Annotated in this window: 17 protein-coding genes; 1 reads left to right on the top strand and 16 read right to left on the bottom strand. The window is 31.4% G+C overall.

Annotated features, from left to right (window positions below; all coding sequences use genetic code 11):
* Positions 1–3: 3 nt before the first annotated feature.
* From HMPREF2897_RS06900 to HMPREF2897_RS06870, 7 genes are all read right to left on the bottom strand, one after another.
* Entirely contained in the window at positions 4–1,350 is a 1,347-nt protein-coding gene (locus tag HMPREF2897_RS06900; RefSeq protein ID WP_060545271.1) for a DEAD/DEAH box helicase, read from the bottom strand.
* Positions 1,351–1,384: 34 nt separating this feature from the next.
* Complete coding sequence (locus tag HMPREF2897_RS06895) at positions 1,385–2,485, bottom strand: Nif3-like dinuclear metal center hexameric protein (RefSeq protein WP_002446545.1); 1,101 nt, start codon at positions 2,483–2,485, stop codon at positions 1,385–1,387.
* Positions 2,475–3,164 carry a tRNA (adenine(22)-N(1))-methyltransferase gene (locus HMPREF2897_RS06890; protein ID WP_002476250.1) on the bottom strand — a complete coding sequence of 230 codons (690 nt, stop codon included), beginning with the start codon at positions 3,162–3,164 and terminating at the stop codon, positions 2,475–2,477. The genes HMPREF2897_RS06895 and HMPREF2897_RS06890 overlap by 11 nt, the downstream gene beginning before the upstream one ends.
* A 154-nt stretch (positions 3,165–3,318) precedes the next feature.
* Positions 3,319–4,425 (bottom strand): RNA polymerase sigma factor RpoD, encoded by a 1,107-nt coding sequence (rpoD, locus tag HMPREF2897_RS06885; protein WP_002446547.1) that lies wholly within the window; start codon positions 4,423–4,425, stop codon positions 3,319–3,321.
* Between the two features lie 270 nt (positions 4,426–4,695).
* Entirely contained in the window at positions 4,696–6,492 is a 1,797-nt protein-coding gene (gene dnaG, locus HMPREF2897_RS06880; RefSeq protein WP_002457735.1) for a DNA primase, read from the bottom strand.
* A gap of 173 nt (positions 6,493–6,665) precedes the next feature.
* Complete coding sequence (locus HMPREF2897_RS06875) at positions 6,666–7,484, bottom strand: pyruvate, water dikinase regulatory protein (protein WP_002457736.1); 819 nt, start codon at positions 7,482–7,484, stop codon at positions 6,666–6,668.
* 11 nt (positions 7,485–7,495) lie between these two features.
* Entirely contained in the window at positions 7,496–8,119 is a 624-nt protein-coding gene (locus HMPREF2897_RS06870) for a transcriptional regulator CcpN (protein ID WP_079994851.1), read from the bottom strand.
* Between the two features lie 335 nt (positions 8,120–8,454).
* Between HMPREF2897_RS06870 and HMPREF2897_RS06865 the strand changes: the two genes are divergently transcribed.
* The gene (locus HMPREF2897_RS06865) at positions 8,455–9,846 is read left to right on the top strand and encodes a glycine--tRNA ligase (RefSeq protein ID WP_002457738.1); all 1,392 of its coding nucleotides are present in this window, start codon (positions 8,455–8,457) and stop codon (positions 9,844–9,846) included.
* A 109-nt stretch (positions 9,847–9,955) separates the two neighbouring features.
* Here the strand turns inward: HMPREF2897_RS06865 and recO are convergent, their stop codons facing one another.
* The 9 genes from recO to HMPREF2897_RS06820 all read right to left on the bottom strand — a co-directional run bounded on the left by recO (position 9,956) and on the right by HMPREF2897_RS06820 (position 16,523).
* Complete coding sequence (recO, locus tag HMPREF2897_RS06860) at positions 9,956–10,717, bottom strand: DNA repair protein RecO (protein WP_002486998.1); 762 nt, start codon at positions 10,715–10,717, stop codon at positions 9,956–9,958.
* Between the two features lie 25 nt (positions 10,718–10,742).
* Complete coding sequence (era, locus tag HMPREF2897_RS06855) at positions 10,743–11,642, bottom strand: GTPase Era (RefSeq protein WP_002457740.1); 900 nt, start codon at positions 11,640–11,642, stop codon at positions 10,743–10,745.
* Positions 11,642–12,046 carry a cytidine deaminase gene (gene cdd, locus HMPREF2897_RS06850; RefSeq protein WP_002457741.1) on the bottom strand — a complete coding sequence of 135 codons (405 nt, stop codon included), beginning with the start codon at positions 12,044–12,046 and terminating at the stop codon, positions 11,642–11,644. The genes era and cdd overlap by 1 nt, the downstream gene beginning before the upstream one ends.
* Entirely contained in the window at positions 12,046–12,402 is a 357-nt protein-coding gene (locus tag HMPREF2897_RS06845) for a diacylglycerol kinase family protein (protein ID WP_070592839.1), read from the bottom strand. The genes cdd and HMPREF2897_RS06845 overlap by 1 nt, the downstream gene beginning before the upstream one ends.
* Position 12,403: 1 nt before the next feature.
* Positions 12,404–12,871 carry an rRNA maturation RNase YbeY gene (gene ybeY / locus HMPREF2897_RS06840; RefSeq protein WP_070592838.1) on the bottom strand — a complete coding sequence of 156 codons (468 nt, stop codon included), beginning with the start codon at positions 12,869–12,871 and terminating at the stop codon, positions 12,404–12,406.
* Positions 12,872–13,819: a PhoH family protein gene (locus HMPREF2897_RS06835; RefSeq protein WP_002475446.1), complete on the bottom strand. Its 948-nt coding sequence runs from the start codon at positions 13,817–13,819 to the stop codon at positions 12,872–12,874.
* Positions 13,820–14,109: 290 nt separating this feature from the next.
* Positions 14,110–14,793: a hypothetical protein gene (locus HMPREF2897_RS06830; RefSeq protein ID WP_002457743.1), complete on the bottom strand. Its 684-nt coding sequence runs from the start codon at positions 14,791–14,793 to the stop codon at positions 14,110–14,112.
* 15 nt (positions 14,794–14,808) lie between these two features.
* Positions 14,809–15,798, bottom strand: a complete 990-nt coding sequence (gene floA / locus HMPREF2897_RS06825) for a flotillin-like protein FloA (protein WP_001830989.1) — start codon at positions 15,796–15,798, stop codon at positions 14,809–14,811.
* 14 nt (positions 15,799–15,812) lie between these two features.
* Positions 15,813–16,523, bottom strand: a complete 711-nt coding sequence (locus tag HMPREF2897_RS06820; RefSeq protein WP_002457744.1) for an NfeD family protein — start codon at positions 16,521–16,523, stop codon at positions 15,813–15,815.
* Positions 16,524–16,721: the final 198 nt, after the last annotated feature.

Here is a 16,721-nt window from a genome sequence, read left to right as displayed (position 1 = left end):
CACCTATCCTTTATTAGTTTTTCGTTTTTGTCTTTTTTGCTTTTTACTATACTGCTTTCTTTCTTGACGTTTCATTTTTTCAACTTCTTGTTTAAATTTCTTTTTATACCCTGGTTTAACTTTACGTTTTGATTTACTTCTTACTTTGTGTTTAACTTCATTGGTTAAATGATCATCTTTACGTTGTCTTGATCTACGCATATTGTGTGCCTTAATCGGTTTTAATTCACCATTCTTGATATCTACATTTTTAAATTTATAACCTCTGTCTTCGATAAGAGTAATATTACTTTCTTCATCAGGACTATATAATGTAATGGCTACTCCTTTATAATTACCTCTTCCTGTTCGACCTACGCGATGTGTGAAAAAATCGATGTCATTGGGTACATCGAAATTAATAACATGACTTACGCCTTCAATGTCTATTCCTCTAGAAGCAAGATCGCTTGCAATGACAAATTGAAAATCTAAATTTCTTATTCTTTTCATTTGTTGTTTACGTTCTCTTGGTGTTAAACCACCATGAATCATACCTATTTTAATTCCTTCTTTATTTAAAGTGTCTGCCAATTCATCGGCATTTTCACGACTGTTACAGAAAATAATACATAGATAAGGATTCAATATATCTATCAGTTCCAATGTTTTATCTACCTTGGCAGAACCTTTTGTAGGAATTAGATAAAATTCGATATTTTCTTTATTATGAGCTTTACCATCTACTTCTACAAATTCTGGTTGACTTAAATATTTATTTAAAAATGGTTGTAATGATTTAGGTATTGTTGCACTAAATACCGCTAGATGAGCATTTTCATCATCTAATCTCGCTGCAATATGGTCAACATCTTCAATGAGACCCAGGTCAATCATTAAATCCGCTTCATCTATAATTAAATATGAGGCTAAATGTGCATGAAGATAACCTGAATGTGCTAAATCATTAATTCTTGTTGGTGTACCAATAATGAGTTGTGGTTGATGGCTACATCGTTGTTTATCTTTTTCTAAATCGGTGCCACCAATGAAAAGTTTTACCTTTATACCTTTTTTGAATTTTACCAAATGCATAGCAACTTGATAAAGTTGCTGAGCAAGTTCACGTGTTGGAGCTACTACGATGGCTTGTGGCTCTTGAATGTCACTTTCTATAAGTTGAATTAATGGTAAGAGAAAAGCGTGTGACTTTCCAGTTCCAGTTTGAGATTGTCCTATTAAATTTGTTCCTTTAAGAATTCTCGGTATGATTCTATTTTGGATTTCGGTCGGTTTTTCAAAATTGAGATTTTTAACAGCTTCAATTAAATTCTCATCTAAATTAAAGTGTTCAAATGGATGTTTTGACATAATTTGTTCTCCTTTAAATGTTTATCAATAACATTTATTTATATTTAAATGGATCTGTGTTGATTTCAGAGGCATATATCGGAAATTGATTTTCATATTTAAATAACCATTTTGCTAATAATTCTTTTAATCCTTCTTTCATAACATACTCACTATAATGATTGATGTCTAATAAATTTACATTTTGGATTTTAGCATCTAGAGCATCATGGTGTTTAATGTCACCAGTAACAAAAACGTCTGCTCCAAGTTGGCTAGCTTTATACTCAAATCCTATACCTGAACCGCCTATGATTGCTACTTTCTTAATTGGACTATCATGTTGACCTGTATATCGTACGCTTGGTATACTGAGTTGTTTTTTTGCATATTCAGAGAATTCATCTAAAGTCATAGTTTTGTTTAATTGTCCAATAATCCCTAATCCATACTCACTTTCTTTGTTCATTTTAATAAAATCAAAAACTGGTGTTTCGTATGGGTGATTATCTAAAATAGCTCGCTTAGCTATTTCTAATTCATTGCTTTTTATCATAAACTCAAGTTTTATTTCATCAACATATTCGATACTATCTAACTTCCCTATATAAGGGTTTGCATCACCTACTGGTTTAAATTGTCCTTTACCTTCACTTTCAAAGAAACAATATTCGTAATTACCTTCTTTAGCTAATCCAAGTTCGTTTAAACTGTCTTTGAAATCTTCAACATAATTTTTAGGTATAAAAGTTTGAACTTTGTAATAATATGAGCTATTTGTATTAATCATGGATATGTTCTCTAAACCTAATTGATGCGCTAACATTCGATTGACACCTTCAGGATGTACATCAAGGTTAGTGTGTAATGCTATAAGATTGATATTATTTTGGATAAGTTTACGAATAATACTACCATATCCATCTTCAACAATGCGTTTTACTCCTTTGAAAATAAGTGGATGATGAGCAATGATGGTATTAGTATTAAGTTCAATTGCTTGGTTAACAACATCATCGGTGCAGTCGAGAGTTGTCAGAATACCTGTAATATCTAAATTATCATTACCAATTAATAATCCTACATTATCCCATGATTCAGCTTGATGAAATGGAACGTGATTATTTAAAATTTTCATCAGTTCACTAATTTTCATTAATTAACACCTCTTGTATTAAGTTGATTTCATCTTCTATTTCTTTTAGTCTCTCATGATGTGAAGTTGAATTCAATTGAGATTTTATATCACGCAGTGCTTGTAACTCTCTTTTCCATTTTTTTTGAAAAATGTTATTACAATCTCTAAGTAAAAATGGTCCGAATTTTTCTTGTAATATATTTAATTTAACTAAGTTATTATTAAACTCAGCTACCACGATTTCATATATGTGACCCTTTTCCTCAATGATTCTTTCATCAACGATTTCATATGAGAGTTTGTTAAGAGTTTGTCTTAATGCTTGAGTTTGTATATTACTTTGTAGTATGAGTCTTGGGTGGTTAACTAATTTATCTTTCCCATCGTTTAAAATTTTTGCAATTAATGGTCCTCCCATACCACAAACAGTTATATTATCAATTTGATCTTCTGCGTTTATAACGCTTAGACCATCGCCTAGACGTACATCAACCAGTTGATTTAATTCATAATTTGCAATATTTCTTTTAGCGGCCTTATAAGGTCCTTGAATAACTTCTCCTGCTATTGCTTTTGTGCATAAGTCGTTTTGAATTGCATATATAGGTAGATATGCGTGGTCTGAGCCAATATCAGCCAATGTTCCTCTTTTAATAAATGAGCATACAATTGATAATCTTTGGTTAAGGTTAATCATTTTTAAACTCCTTATATGTATTAAAAAAGAGTAGGATAGAATTCAGTAATAAGAAATTTGAATTCACTATCCCACCCTACTTTAGTGTGATGATTTAGTTAAACGACATTACTATTAATTAATAATTCAAACGCCAATGTCTTATTCCTTTAATTTAATCCATGAAATCTTTAAGACGTTTACTTCGGCTAGGATGTCTTAGTTTTCTTAAAGCTTTTGCTTCAATCTGACGAATTCTTTCACGTGTTACACCGAATACTTTTCCAACTTCTTCTAGTGTTCTTGTTCGTCCATCATCTAAACCGAAACGTAAACGTAAAACATTTTCTTCTCTGTCAGTAAGTGTATCTAAAACATCTTCTAATTGTTCTTTTAACAATTCGTATGCTGCATGATCAGATGGACTTTGAGCTTCTTGGTCTTCTATGAAGTCTCCTAAATGACTATCATCTTCTTCACCGATTGGCGTCTCTAAGGAAACGGGTTCTTGTGCAATTTTTAAAATCTCTCTGACTTTTTCTGGTGGTAAATCCATTTCTTCTCCAATTTCTTCAGGAGCTGGATCTCTGCCTAAATCTTGCAATAATTGACGTTGAACACGAATCAATTTATTAATCGTTTCTACCATGTGAACTGGTATTCGAATTGTACGCGCTTGGTCAGCAATTGCTCGTGTAATAGCTTGTCTAATCCACCAAGTGGCATATGTTGAAAATTTAAATCCTTTGCTAAAATCAAATTTTTCAACAGCTTTAATTAAGCCCATATTACCTTCTTGAATCAAATCTAAGAATAACATGCCACGACCAACATATCTTTTAGCAATACTAACAACTAAACGTAAGTTTGCTTCAGCTAATCGTGATTTAGCAATTTCATCACCTTGTTCAATTTTTTTTGCAAGCTCAATTTCTTCTTGAGCACTTAAAAGATTAACTCTACCAATTTCCTTTAAATACATACGCACTGGGTCATTGATTTTGACACCAGGAGGGGCACTCAAATCATTAGGATTGATTTTATCATCCGTGTCAGAACTATCTTTTTCATTGACAAGTGTAATGTCATTGTCATTCAATTGGTCGAAGAAATCATCCATTTGATCTGAGTCCATTTCAAAATTTTGTAGTTTTTCAGCGATTTCTTCGTGACTTAAATGACCTTCTTTTTTTCCTTTATCAATTAATTGTTTTTTAACATCTTCTAGTGTTAAAGTCGGATCAATTGTTTGCTTTTTAATTTTAACTTGGTTGTCAGACATGAAAAGGCCTCCCGATTTTAGTAAATACTGATAATCTATTAATAATTATATATTATATCAATTTAATATGATTTGTATATTCTAAATAATCACTGGATTACACTGAGTAAGTGAAAATCAAGTGATATGTGCTTAAATAAGTGGTGTTCAATTGAATAAATATACACTTTAGAAGTTCTGATATAACAAATTTACCCGTTAAATAATTAAAGTAACCATATTTGATTAACTACTCTTGAATTTTAAATTAAATTCTTATAAATATTGCTTTTACATTCGATTTTTATTTTTGTTAACGATAAGTTGCAAATAATATTTTTGTAATTCTGAATCTCCAATACGTGATGCTTCCCTTAATTTATAATTCAAACTTTCTAAAGAATCTTCGTTATTATTATTTTTAATAATTTGAATATAGTCCTCTATTTCGTTTTCATAAGGTTCATCATTTAGATGATATTGATCTAATTCAATAAGAACTTCTCTCAATTCATTAGATTCAATATATTGCATCATATCGCTAATTGTATAATAATCATTTTTTGAATAATAGTCGTACAAATAACTAAATATACGCTTTAAATAGCTATTTGTAAAGTCTTCTGGTACAACTTTTTGATAATAATTCAAAAAAGTATCTTTATCTTTCATTAAATGCTTAATTAAAGCTCTTTCTGCTTTCTCATTTTTAGTCAGACGACCGAGTATTAATTGTTGTTTACTTGGCTCATCTTGAAAAGTAGGATAAGTGTTCGACGGCATCTGATGTTGATAAGTTGCATCTAACTCATATTGAATGGTTTCTGGACTAACTTTAAATATATCAGCTATGTTTTGAATAAGTTTATTACGAATAATACCTGAATTGACTAAAGAAAGGTCTCGCACAGTTTCTTTAAAATGTTTTTCGTATGCAAGATCATTATGATTAATCTCATTTTGATACATTTTAACTTTAAATAGCACAAATGATTGTTTGTCTTGTTGAACAAATTTTATGAATTGTTCGTTATCATATTTTCTAATATAATCATCAGGATCCATACCTGAAGGTAGTTGAACCACAAACACATTTAATCCTTGATTCAACAGTGCTTGTCCTGTTTTTATAGTAGCTTCTTTACCAGCATAATCACCATCAAACATTAATGTTACGTTTTGCGTTAGTTTTTGTAAAAAAGTAATATGTTCTTGTGATAACTGGGTACCCATACTAGCGACAACTTGTTTTAATCCAGCGTAATCTGATTTAATTACATCCATGAAACCTTCTAATAAAATAATCTCATCTTGTTTTCGAATAAATTTACGTGCTTTATTTAAATTATATAAAATTCTACGCTTCTGGAAAATAGGTGTTTCCGGACTATTTAAATATTTTGGTTCTTGATTCGTATATGTCCGTCCTGAATACCCAACAATTCGTCCTTGTCCATTCTTTAAAGGAAACATAATTCTATTTCTAAATCTATCAAAATATGTGAAATTCTCTTCATTACGAGATAACAAACCTGCTTCAAATGCTAGTTCTATATCATATCCTTTTTTTTCAAGAAAATCATGACAAAAATGTGAGTTATCAGGTGCATACCCAATTTCTCTTTCCTTAATAAGGTCATCTGTAAAGCCACGTTCATGTAAATAATTGAGGGCTTCCTCACCTTCAACTGTTTTCATTAAAGCATAATGATAATAATCTTTAATGAGTTCATGCATCTCAATCATTTTCAACTCATCAGACGCAATTTTTGTCGAGGAATTTGTTTGGTTCTGCCCTATATCAACTTGGATATTCACCCGTTCACCCAAATCTTTTACAGCTTCAACAAATGATACGTCTTTAATTTCTTGCGTAAATTGAAAAACATTACCACCTTTTTTACATCCAAAACAATGACAAATTTGTTTATCTTCTGAAACTGTAAATGAGGGTGTCTTTTCATCATGAAAAGGACACAAACCGATATAATTGCGCCCTCTTTTTTCAAGTTTTACATATTCACTAACTAAATCTAATATATCAGTTTTATTTTTTATTTCATCAATGACGGATTGATCTATACGCAAAAGACATCACCTATCAATATTCATAATTGCTAATTCTTTATTTTTATGTGGTTACTAAAAGAATGAAGGAATATATTTCAAACTATAAATGCCACCTATAAAATACATTCATTTCTAAGATAGCAATCTTATTAAAGTTCTATTATTATACCTTCAATTTATTGGAAAAGAAATCATTTCGATTTATTTTTTTCAATAAAATGAATAATATCATTTGCTGTTTCTTCAATGGCTTTATCTGAAACATCGATAACAGGGCAACCAATCTTATCGACTAACTTTTCAAAGTAATCTAATTCTTCCTGAATTCTTGCTTCAGTTGCATATCTAGCTTTGTCACCTAATCCTAATTGTTTTAATCTCTCTTTACGTATACGATTTAATTTTTCTTCACTAATTTTTAACGCAATACATTTTGATGGATCAACATTAAATAAACCGTCTGGGGGAGTCACTTCAGGTACTATTGGAATATTCATTACTTTATAGCTTTTATGTGCTAAATATTGAGATAAAGGTGTTTTTGATGTTCTTGAAATGCCAAGTAACACAATATCTGCTTTCGGCAATCCTTTAGGATCTTTTCCGTCATCGTATTTAACAGCAAATTCGATTGCATCGATCTTTTTAAAATAAGCATCGTCCAATCGATGAACCATCCCAGGTTCATAATAAGGAGTTTCTTCTATAGAATTCGATAACAATTCCATTAATGGACCCATGATGTCAACAGATTTCAATGCATGTTCATTGACTTTTGATATCATATACTTTTTAATTTCGGGTTTTATTAATGTATAAACAATGATTGCATTCGTATCTTTAGCAACTTGAATGACTTCATCAACATTTTCGAATGATTCGATATATGGATATCGAAGGAATTCATGCTTACACTGTTTAGGATTGAATTGTGAAACGCCTGCTCTTGCAACGAGTTCCGCAGTTTCACCAATTGAATCAGAGGCAACAATTATCTTTATATTATCCATGTACTTACCACCTATTCTTTAAATAATGAAACGAATAATTTAGTGATTGTTGTTTTAGAGATGCGACCTATTACTTCAAATTTGTCGTTTTCTTTAGGTCTAACAATTGGTAATGAATCTATCTCCTTATCAATCATTTGGTTTGCAGCATAAATAACGAGTTCCTGTTCTTTTAAATATGAAACATTAGGCATTCTAGTCATATTTACACTGATAGGCATTGTATGTATGTCCTCACCAATCATTGAGGCACGAAGTAAGTCTTTCCTAGAACATACTCCTACAAAATCGTTATTCTCATTTGTAATAAATAATGTACTGACATCCTCTAAAAAGATGGTACATATAGCATCATAAACAGTCATGTTTTCTTTTATGACAACAGGATGCGACATATAATCTTTTACAACATATTTTCGTAATTTTTCGTTTATGATTTTATTTTTAGATTTACCAGAATAGAAATAACCTACTCGAGGACGTGCCTCTATAAAACCAGACATAGTGAGTATAGCCAAGTCAGGACGTAATGTAGCACGAGTCAAATTGATTTTTTCAGCTATATGCTCGCCCGTGATAGGTCCTTCCGATTTAACAATCTCTATTATTTGTTCTTGTCTTTGACTTAATTCTATAGGTCTTCACCCCTTTTTAATACTTACTCATTATAACTTTTATTTTCAATTGCTACAAATACATATAAACACTTGCTATTAAAAATTATTTCAATTAGAATTATTAATAAGCGAGTTAAGGATGGTGTGAGCTTAACAAACATATTTTGGCATATGATTAAATTTTTATAAAAGCGAGTGTTTACACTAATTTGGGTGGAACCGCGGGTTGAAATGTAAATAAACACATGTTATTTCAACAATGTGTTTTAAATAATTTAAACTCGTCCCAAGATAATATTGCATAATCTATGTGTATTGTCTTGGGGCGTTTTTATGTATAAGGAGAGGCTTTTATGGTTAAAAATATGGATACAATTGTACAACTTGCGAAGCATAGAGGATTTGTATTCCCTGGTAGTGATATTTATGGTGGATTATCAAATACATGGGATTATGGTCCGTTAGGTGTTGAATTAAAAAATAATATTAAAAAAGCTTGGTGGCAAAAATTTATTACGCAATCACCATACAATGTAGGTATTGATGCTGCGATTCTTATGAATCCAAAAACATGGGAAGCATCAGGACATTTAGGAAATTTTAATGATCCTATGATTGATAATAAGGACAGTAAAATTCGTTATCGTGCAGATAAATTAATCGAAGATTATATGCAAAATGAAAAAGGTGACGAAAACTTTATAGCAGATGGCTTAAGTTTTGATGAAATGAAAAAAATTATTGATGATGAAGGAATTGTTTGTCCGGTCAGTAAGACTGCAAACTGGACTGATATCCGTCAATTTAATCTTATGTTCAAGACTTTCCAAGGTGTTACTGAAGATTCTACTAATGAATTATTTTTACGACCTGAAACAGCTCAAGGTATTTTTGTGAACTATAAAAATGTTCAACGTTCTATGCGTAAAAAATTACCTTTTGGTATTGGTCAAATTGGTAAATCATTCCGTAATGAAATCACACCAGGAAACTTTATTTTCAGAACAAGAGAATTCGAACAAATGGAACTTGAATTCTTCTGTAAACCTGGTGAAGAAATTGAATGGCAAAATTATTGGAAAACTTTTGCAAGTGAATGGTTAACAGATTTAAACATCTCAGAAGACAATATGCGCCTTAGAGATCATGATGAAGATGAATTATCACACTATTCTAATGCTACTACTGATATTGAATACAAATTCCCATTTGGTTGGGGAGAATTATGGGGTATTGCGAGTCGTACAGACTATGATTTAAGACAACATAGTGAACATTCAGGTGAAGATTTTAAATATCACGATCCTGAAACTAACGAAAAATACATTCCTTATTGTATTGAACCATCTCTTGGTGCAGATCGTGTGACTTTAGCATTTTTATGTGATGCGTATGCTGAAGAAGGTGTTGAGGGTAGTAAAGATGCACGTACAGTTATGCATTTCCACCCAGCTTTAGCACCATATAAAGCGGCGGTACTACCATTGAGTAAAAAATTATCAAGTGAAGCTATTAAAATTTTTGAACAACTAAGCTCTAGCTTTGCAATAGACTTTGATGAATCACAATCTATTGGTAAACGTTATCGTCGTCAAGATGAAATAGGTACACCATATTGTATCACTTTTGATTTTGACTCATTAGAGGACAACCAAGTAACAGTGCGTGACAGAGATAGTATGGAACAAGTACGTATGCCAATATCAGAACTAGAAACATTTTTAGCTGACAAAGTTAAATTTTAGTTTACTATTTATTTATAAGTAAAAATTTTGATTATGAATAAAGCTCCTATCTTAAGTTTTAACAACAGCAGATAGGAGCTTTTTATGATAAATTTATTCTGAAATCTTTTCACAATGAATCTTTTTCTAATCTATTTAATTGGTTTATTAATTTTTGACTTTTAAAAAACATACCAGCATACTCACGATAAAGCATGATAAGTAATTCAGACATTTCATTTAATATGTCTTGCTGAATATTTAGATGATTCATCTTACTTATGGGTAATTGCTGTAGGATATTAAGAAGATATAAAGTGCGATTAGAGAGCTGAAAAGCATGTTGATCCTGATATAATGCAGATTCTGAAATAGCACCGTCATATTTAAAACTATACGCTATAAGTTTTGATTGATCTTGAATGCCGGTAATTGCACAGTGATCAAATGAAGCTGTGAATCCAAATTTAGACATACTTTTTAATAAGACGATTACAGACATTAATTGTGCTGGAGTTCCTTCGTTAATTTTGGAAAGAACAAATTGAAGCAAGTCATAATTATATTTTGAAACCTCATTCTCTTCCATTGATCGGTCAATTGTTTCAGCACATAAAGATGCATAGCTACTTTCAAATAAGTCGAGTTGGAGTTCATAATGTTGATTAATCACATCAACAGAATTTAGTGTTCCCATGCCTCGCCATTTATTATAAATAAATAAGCCATATACGAAAAGCTGTGTATTTGCTTGAAATCCAGACTTAACTTTTTTTGCTCGTCTGGCCATTAGTGGTATTTTAGCTCCGTATTCATTTAATATTGTAATGATTTTATCTGACTCACCATAATCAACAGATTTGATAATGATGCCCTTTTGTTTCATTAGCATCAGTTGATCACCAACTTTCTATTGATTAATCTTGATCTTCAACATATCCAATTTGTCTTATAAAATTAACCTTATTTCTCCAATCACGTTGTACTTTCACCCATAATTCAAGATAAACCTTCGAGCCAAGTAACATTTCGATATCTCTACGTGCACGTTTACCTACTTCTTTAAGCTTTTTACCACCTTTACCTATTACTATACCTTTTTGTGAATCTCTTTCAACATAAATTGTCGCCTCAATACGTACTTTATCTTCATCCTCTTTAATCATACGATCGACATTGACACCAATTGCATGTGGAATTTCTTCACTCGTCAAATGTAGAATTTTTTCTCTAATGATTTCACTCACTACAAATTGTTCAGGATGGTCAGAAATTTGATTGTCAGGATAATATTTAGGCCCTTCTGGTAAAAAAGATTTTAATACATCAATAAAATGATCAACATTCAACCCCTCTAAAGCAGAAATTGGAATTATGTCTGTAAAATCCATATATGACTGATATTGTTCAATTTTTGGCATCAATGTATCTGGATGAACCAAATCAATTTTATTTAAAACTAAAAATATAGGTGTTTTGACGTTTTTTAGCATTTCCATTATATACTCGTCTCCTCTACCTATATCTTCATTTACATTAACCATAAACATAATAGCATCAATTTCAGAAAGTGTATTTTTAGCTACTCTCATCATGTAATCTCCTAATTTATGTTTAGGCTTATGGATACCAGGTGTATCGATAAAGATGATTTGAGCATCATCTCTCGTCATTACACCTTGTATTTTATTTCTAGTCGTCTGAGCTTTATCTGACATAATAGCAATTTTATGTCCTATTACTCTGTTTACAAAGGTAGATTTACCTACATTAGGTCTACCGATTATTGAAACAAATCCTGATTTATGTTCTGTCATTAATTTAAATCCTTTCCAGAAAATCCTAATGGTAATAATTCACCAACTGTAGCTTCTATCATATCTCCGTTTTGATTGGTCATATATACAGGCATATCTTTATCACAAAGTTCCATCATCACCTGGCGACATGCGCCACATGGGGACGAGGGTTTATCAGCATCGACAGTAACTGTAATGGATTCAAAATCACCCGGTTGATAACCTTCTGATATAGCGCTTACTAAACTTGATCTTTCTGCACATATCCCCATCGGGTATGCAGCGTTCTCAACATTTGCTCCGTGAAAACACCGACCATCTTTCGTTCTTAAATAAGCACCAACTTTAAAGTTACTGTATGGTGCGTAAGCATTTTTTTGTGCCTCTCGGACTTCTTTAAAGTAGTGTGATTGATAACTCATTACATTCCTCCCTTAAATATTTCTAATATATATGGTATAAAAACAATTAGCCCAATACATATTGAAACGATTGAAACGATGACAACACTAAACGCAGCTATATCTTTAGCATATTTTGCATATTCATGATAGTCAGTGGTAATTAAGTCGACAACAAATTCAATTGAGGTATTAATAGCTTCAAAACTTAAAACAAGTCCTATAGCTACAATGATTAATATCCAATCTATACGATCAATATTTAACACAATTCCTAATATGATAACTATTATAGCCGCTAAAATGTGGAATAAGAAATTTTGGTCTTTTTTTAAAATTGCGCGAAAACCCTCATATGCATATTTAAAACGTTTCATATTAATTTCTAGTTAAACCAAATTCGTTAAGTATAGCATCTTGTCGACCAAACATTTCTTTTTCATCATTATCATTCATATGATCGTATCCTAGCAAATGTAAAAAGCCATGTAATGCTAAAAATCCTAATTCACGCTCAAATGAGTGTCCGTAGCTTTCTGCTTGTTCTTTGGCAACATCTGTACATATAATAATATCACCTAGAACACGTGGTATCTCAAAGTCATTGAAATCTATTTCTGGTTCATCTTCTTCTAGAGCAAATGAGATGACATCAGTAACTTTATCTTTGTTACGATATACTTTATTTATATTTTGAATTTCCTCTTTATCTACAAAAGTTACTGATAATTCAGCATCATTATGAATATTTTCTTTCTTTTTTGCGAATGTTAATAATTGATCTATTTGGTCAAACCAAGACGTTTCTACTAGACCCGTATGGTCACTAAAATCTATAGTAAACATTTATTCAACTCCTTCATAACGATTAATAATTTTACTTACAAGTGGATGTCTAACTACATCGCTTTGATCCATTTTCATAATACTTATGCCACTGACACCACTTAGTTTTTTTACCGCTTCTTTTAAACCACTTTTTACCCCTTTTGGTAAATCGATTTGAGTTTGGTCACCAGTGACAACCATTTTTGATCCAAATCCTAAACGGGTAAGAAACATTTTCATTTGTGCATGTGTCGTATTTTGAGCTTCATCTAATATAACAAATGCATCATCTAGGGTCCTACCTCTCATATATGCTAATGGTGCAATTTCTATTACACCTCGTTCGATGAGTCTTTGAGTTTGCTCTCTACCTAAAACAGTATTTAACCCATCGTAAAGGGGTCTTAAATATGGATCTACTTTTTCCTTTAAGTCACCTGGCAGAAATCCTAGAGATTCACCTGCTTCAACAGCAGGTCTCGTTAGAACAATACGCTTAACAGATCCTTTACGTAGTTGTTTAGCCGCATATACGACTGCTAAAAAAGTTTTACCAGTTCCAGCTGGACCAATACCGAATACTAAATCATTACGCTTCATAGCATTAATATATATACGTTGTCCCATAGTCTTAGCACGAATTGTTTTACCATAAGCATCTTTTGTAATTTCTTCATCATATAAATCTAACAAATGATGAATTGTATTATTGTCGGCCATTTTTATAGCAGCTTCTACATCTTTAAGCGTAATTGTATTACCTAATTCAATTACTTTAAGTAAATTTTTTAGAACTAATTCTGCTTTTTCAACATGCTCTAGTTTTTCACCTTTAACAGCAATTTCTTGACCTCTAGCATGTATTACGACATTAAAATGTGCTTCAATCGCTTTTAGGTTTTCATCATTATTTCCTATTAAAGCTTGAGATTGATTAATATCGTCAATTTGAATTATTCCTGGCATAAACGCGCTCCTTTTCAAGTTACGTAAATTTAATGTTTCATCAACATGAGATAAATTTCATAATATAAAATTTAGCTTGATACATCAATATTGTATCATGCTTGCTATGAATAAATGATGAATTAAACTCTTACTATCATTCATAGCTAAATTTCATTTTAAATCTTAATTAAATTTTACTAAAATACCTGTTTTTAGACAAACTAAAAAGAGAGTATACCGTAATAAATTACAATATACTCTCTCATATACTTAAATATTTAAATTAATGTTTGAAAATTTAAAACTAATTAAAGCTGTTTTGGTTTACTTAAAATTTCTGACCAAATAATACCATTTATAACTTCATCACTATCATATTGAAAAGCAGAGTGCGACATGTTTTTTTCAACATTCCTAGAATTTAGTAGTTGTTTTAATCGATATCGCTTTGTTCTTTCTGAGAGATATTTATCGTTGATAATGTCTTGAGCTTTTCTCTCAATCATAACAAGTTGCTTTTCTTTTTCTTTATCAATTTCTCTCCGTACATCACTTAAATTTTTAGTTACATCTTGTTCAAGTTCCTGTTTAAGTTTTTCATAATTATCATCTCTTGATGTTGTCTTATCTAGCTGAGGAATATTTTGATGTTCATGAGTAGACGTTGTTTGACGTTTGGATTGTGAAGTATTTTGTTTTTCTTTAGGATGTGATGTGTTTTTCTTTTCATTTTTATTCCAATCTTCATTCAGTGGTGGTAATGAAGGTTCAAAAGGTTTACTCTGCTTTTTTTCAGGTTCATCATTTAATTCGTCACTAATTTCTTTAAAAGTTTTTTCTAATTTTTCAAAGAAACCACCTTCTTGAGGTTGGTCGTTTGAGGGTTTTTGATTGGGTCTTTGATTTTGTCTGTCCTCGTGACTTTTATCTCGTAATGCGCTAACACCTGTAATTATCACAGATATGATGAAAATGATAATGCCAATATTCATCTTATCACCTCTTCATTATTGTTGTGGTGATTCATCATCGTTTTGATCAGTGCGCTTATTTATTGCATTTCTCATACCTGTATCTGCTTCAATATTTTTAAGGTTATAATAATCTTTAACTCCAATATTGCCTGATCTTAATGCTTCAGCCATAGCTAAAGGTACTTCGGATTCAGCTTCAACAACTTTAGCTCTCATTTCTTGAACGCGCGCTTTCATTTCTTGTTCAGAAGCAACAGCCATTGCGCGACGTTCTTCTGCTTTTGCTTGTGCAATGTTCTTATCAGCAAGTGCTTGTTCTGTTTGTAAATCAGCACCGATGTTTTTGCTAATATCAACATCGGCAATATCGATAGATAGAATTTCGAATGCAGTTCCAGAGTCTAAACCTTTACTTAGTACTGTTTTTGAAATATTATCTGGATTCTCGAGCACTTCTGTATGATGCTCACTAGAACCAATTGTAGATACTATACCTTCTCCGACCCTAGCAATGATTGTTTCTTCACCAGCACCACCAACAAGTCTTGCTATGTTAGCGCGTACGGTAATACGAGCTTTTGCCTTAACTTCGATACCATTCATAGCTACACCAGCAATAAATGGCGTTTCAATAACTTTTGGATTAACTGACATTTGTACTGCTTCTAATACATCTCTACCAGCTAAATCAATGGCAGCGCCTCGCTCAAATGGTAAATCGATATCAGCTCGTTGTGCTGCAATGTTTGCATCAACAACACGATCAACATTACCACCTGCTAAGTAATGAGACTCAAGTTGATTTGTAGTTAAGTTTAAACCAGCTTTATGCGCTTTGATCAGAGGTGCGATAACTTTTCTTGGTGAAACCCGTCTTAAACGCATCCCCACAAGCGTGCCTATTCCAACATGTACTCCAGCAGCTAGTGCTGAAATCCATAATCCGACTGGAACAAATGAAAACAGAATGAGTAGTGCAACTACTATAATGACTGCAATGATTATAAAACCAATACTAAACATTAAATCGCTCCTTTTTATTTTTCGATTTCTCTAACAACAACACGTGTACCTTCCACTTCAAGAATCTTAACTTGTCGATTACGTAAAATAAATGATCCATCAGATACTGCGTCTATTCGATCATTGTCACAAGTTATAATTCCTGCTGGTCTTAAATCGGTAACAGTATGTGCGGTTTTTCCTAAAAGATGAGAGCGGTCGTCATGTGAACGATAACCTGCTTCAGAATTTGTTGAATCCTTTAAAATAACTTTATCTAAAAATGGAATTTTTCTATTGAATATTTTCACTAAAATCACCCATTCTATAATTGATAATATTAATGCAACTATAACATTTCCAAGCATTAATAAAATATTGTCACCAAGTATAATAATACTTAGTGTTATTAGAATAATACCAATCATACCAATTACAGCCCCTATAACAAATAATTCAATGATGAGTAGTATGAGACCAATTGTAAACAGTAATACTGACATCACGTTGACGTCGCCATTAATTAGGAATGCTAAAAATAAAAGTAGTAAAGCAAGTAATGCAATTATTCCCATTAAGTTTATGCGTTTTGAATATAGTTGGTATAAAAAGCCAATAAATATAATACAAGTGAAAATAAGAGAAACAAAAGGTTGAGTGATAAACTGTGCAAGGTTTTCAACCCAATTCATTCCATTTAAAGGTTTTGTCATAAACAGCATATGTATTAGATGTAAGTTATCCATTTTTTCACCTCGCCCTCAAAATAATTATACATGAAATGAAACATATCATATAGTCATTTACATATCTATAATAAAAATAGTATGTTAATTTAGTAAAATAAAAACGCAATATAAGACGATATAAAATCAAAGCATTTTAACTATTACTCAAACGCATTTAAATATAGTTGCAACAGTTTGTTACAGTTACAAGCGTAT

The sequence above is a fragment of the Staphylococcus sp. HMSC065D05 genome, from assembly GCF_001813195.1.
Lineage (GTDB): Bacteria > Bacillota > Bacilli > Staphylococcales > Staphylococcaceae > Staphylococcus > Staphylococcus epidermidis.
Note: the sequence above shows the minus strand (reverse complement) of the source record. Positions and strands in the feature narration are given on the sequence as shown.

What these genes read in the sequence shown, in the direction of transcription:
- HMPREF2897_RS06895 (WP_002446545.1), bottom strand. Translation starts at nt 2,485, where the DNA reads ATGAAAATTAGTGAACTGATGAAAATTTTAAATAATCACGTTCCATTT.
- ybeY (WP_070592838.1), bottom strand. Translation starts at nt 12,871, where the DNA reads ATGTTTACTATAGATTTTAGTGACCATACGGGTCTAGTAGAAACGTCT.
- rpoD (WP_002446547.1), bottom strand. Translation starts at nt 4,425, where the DNA reads ATGTCTGACAACCAAGTTAAAATTAAAAAGCAAACAATTGATCCGACT.
- HMPREF2897_RS06890 (WP_002476250.1), bottom strand. Translation starts at nt 3,164, where the DNA reads ATGATTAACCTTAACCAAAGATTATCAATTGTATGCTCATTTATTAAA.
- HMPREF2897_RS06865 (WP_002457738.1), top strand. Translation starts at nt 8,455, where the DNA reads ATGGTTAAAAATATGGATACAATTGTACAACTTGCGAAGCATAGAGGA.
- HMPREF2897_RS06835 (WP_002475446.1), bottom strand. Translation starts at nt 13,819, where the DNA reads ATGCCAGGAATAATTCAAATTGACGATATTAATCAATCTCAAGCTTTA.
- HMPREF2897_RS06820 (WP_002457744.1), bottom strand. Translation starts at nt 16,523, where the DNA reads ATGGATAACTTACATCTAATACATATGCTGTTTATGACAAAACCTTTA.
- recO (WP_002486998.1), bottom strand. Translation starts at nt 10,717, where the DNA reads ATGCTAATGAAACAAAAGGGCATCATTATCAAATCTGTTGATTATGGT.
- HMPREF2897_RS06830 (WP_002457743.1), bottom strand. Translation starts at nt 14,793, where the DNA reads ATGAATATTGGCATTATCATTTTCATCATATCTGTGATAATTACAGGT.
- era (WP_002457740.1), bottom strand. Translation starts at nt 11,642, where the DNA reads ATGACAGAACATAAATCAGGATTTGTTTCAATAATCGGTAGACCTAAT.
- HMPREF2897_RS06900 (WP_060545271.1), bottom strand. Translation starts at nt 1,350, where the DNA reads ATGTCAAAACATCCATTTGAACACTTTAATTTAGATGAGAATTTAATT.
- HMPREF2897_RS06845 (WP_070592839.1), bottom strand. Translation starts at nt 12,402, where the DNA reads ATGAAACGTTTTAAATATGCATATGAGGGTTTTCGCGCAATTTTAAAA.
- floA (WP_001830989.1), bottom strand. Translation starts at nt 15,798, where the DNA reads ATGTTTAGTATTGGTTTTATAATCATTGCAGTCATTATAGTAGTTGCA.
- cdd (WP_002457741.1), bottom strand. Translation starts at nt 12,046, where the DNA reads ATGAGTTATCAATCACACTACTTTAAAGAAGTCCGAGAGGCACAAAAA.
- HMPREF2897_RS06875 (WP_002457736.1), bottom strand. Translation starts at nt 7,484, where the DNA reads ATGGATAATATAAAGATAATTGTTGCCTCTGATTCAATTGGTGAAACT.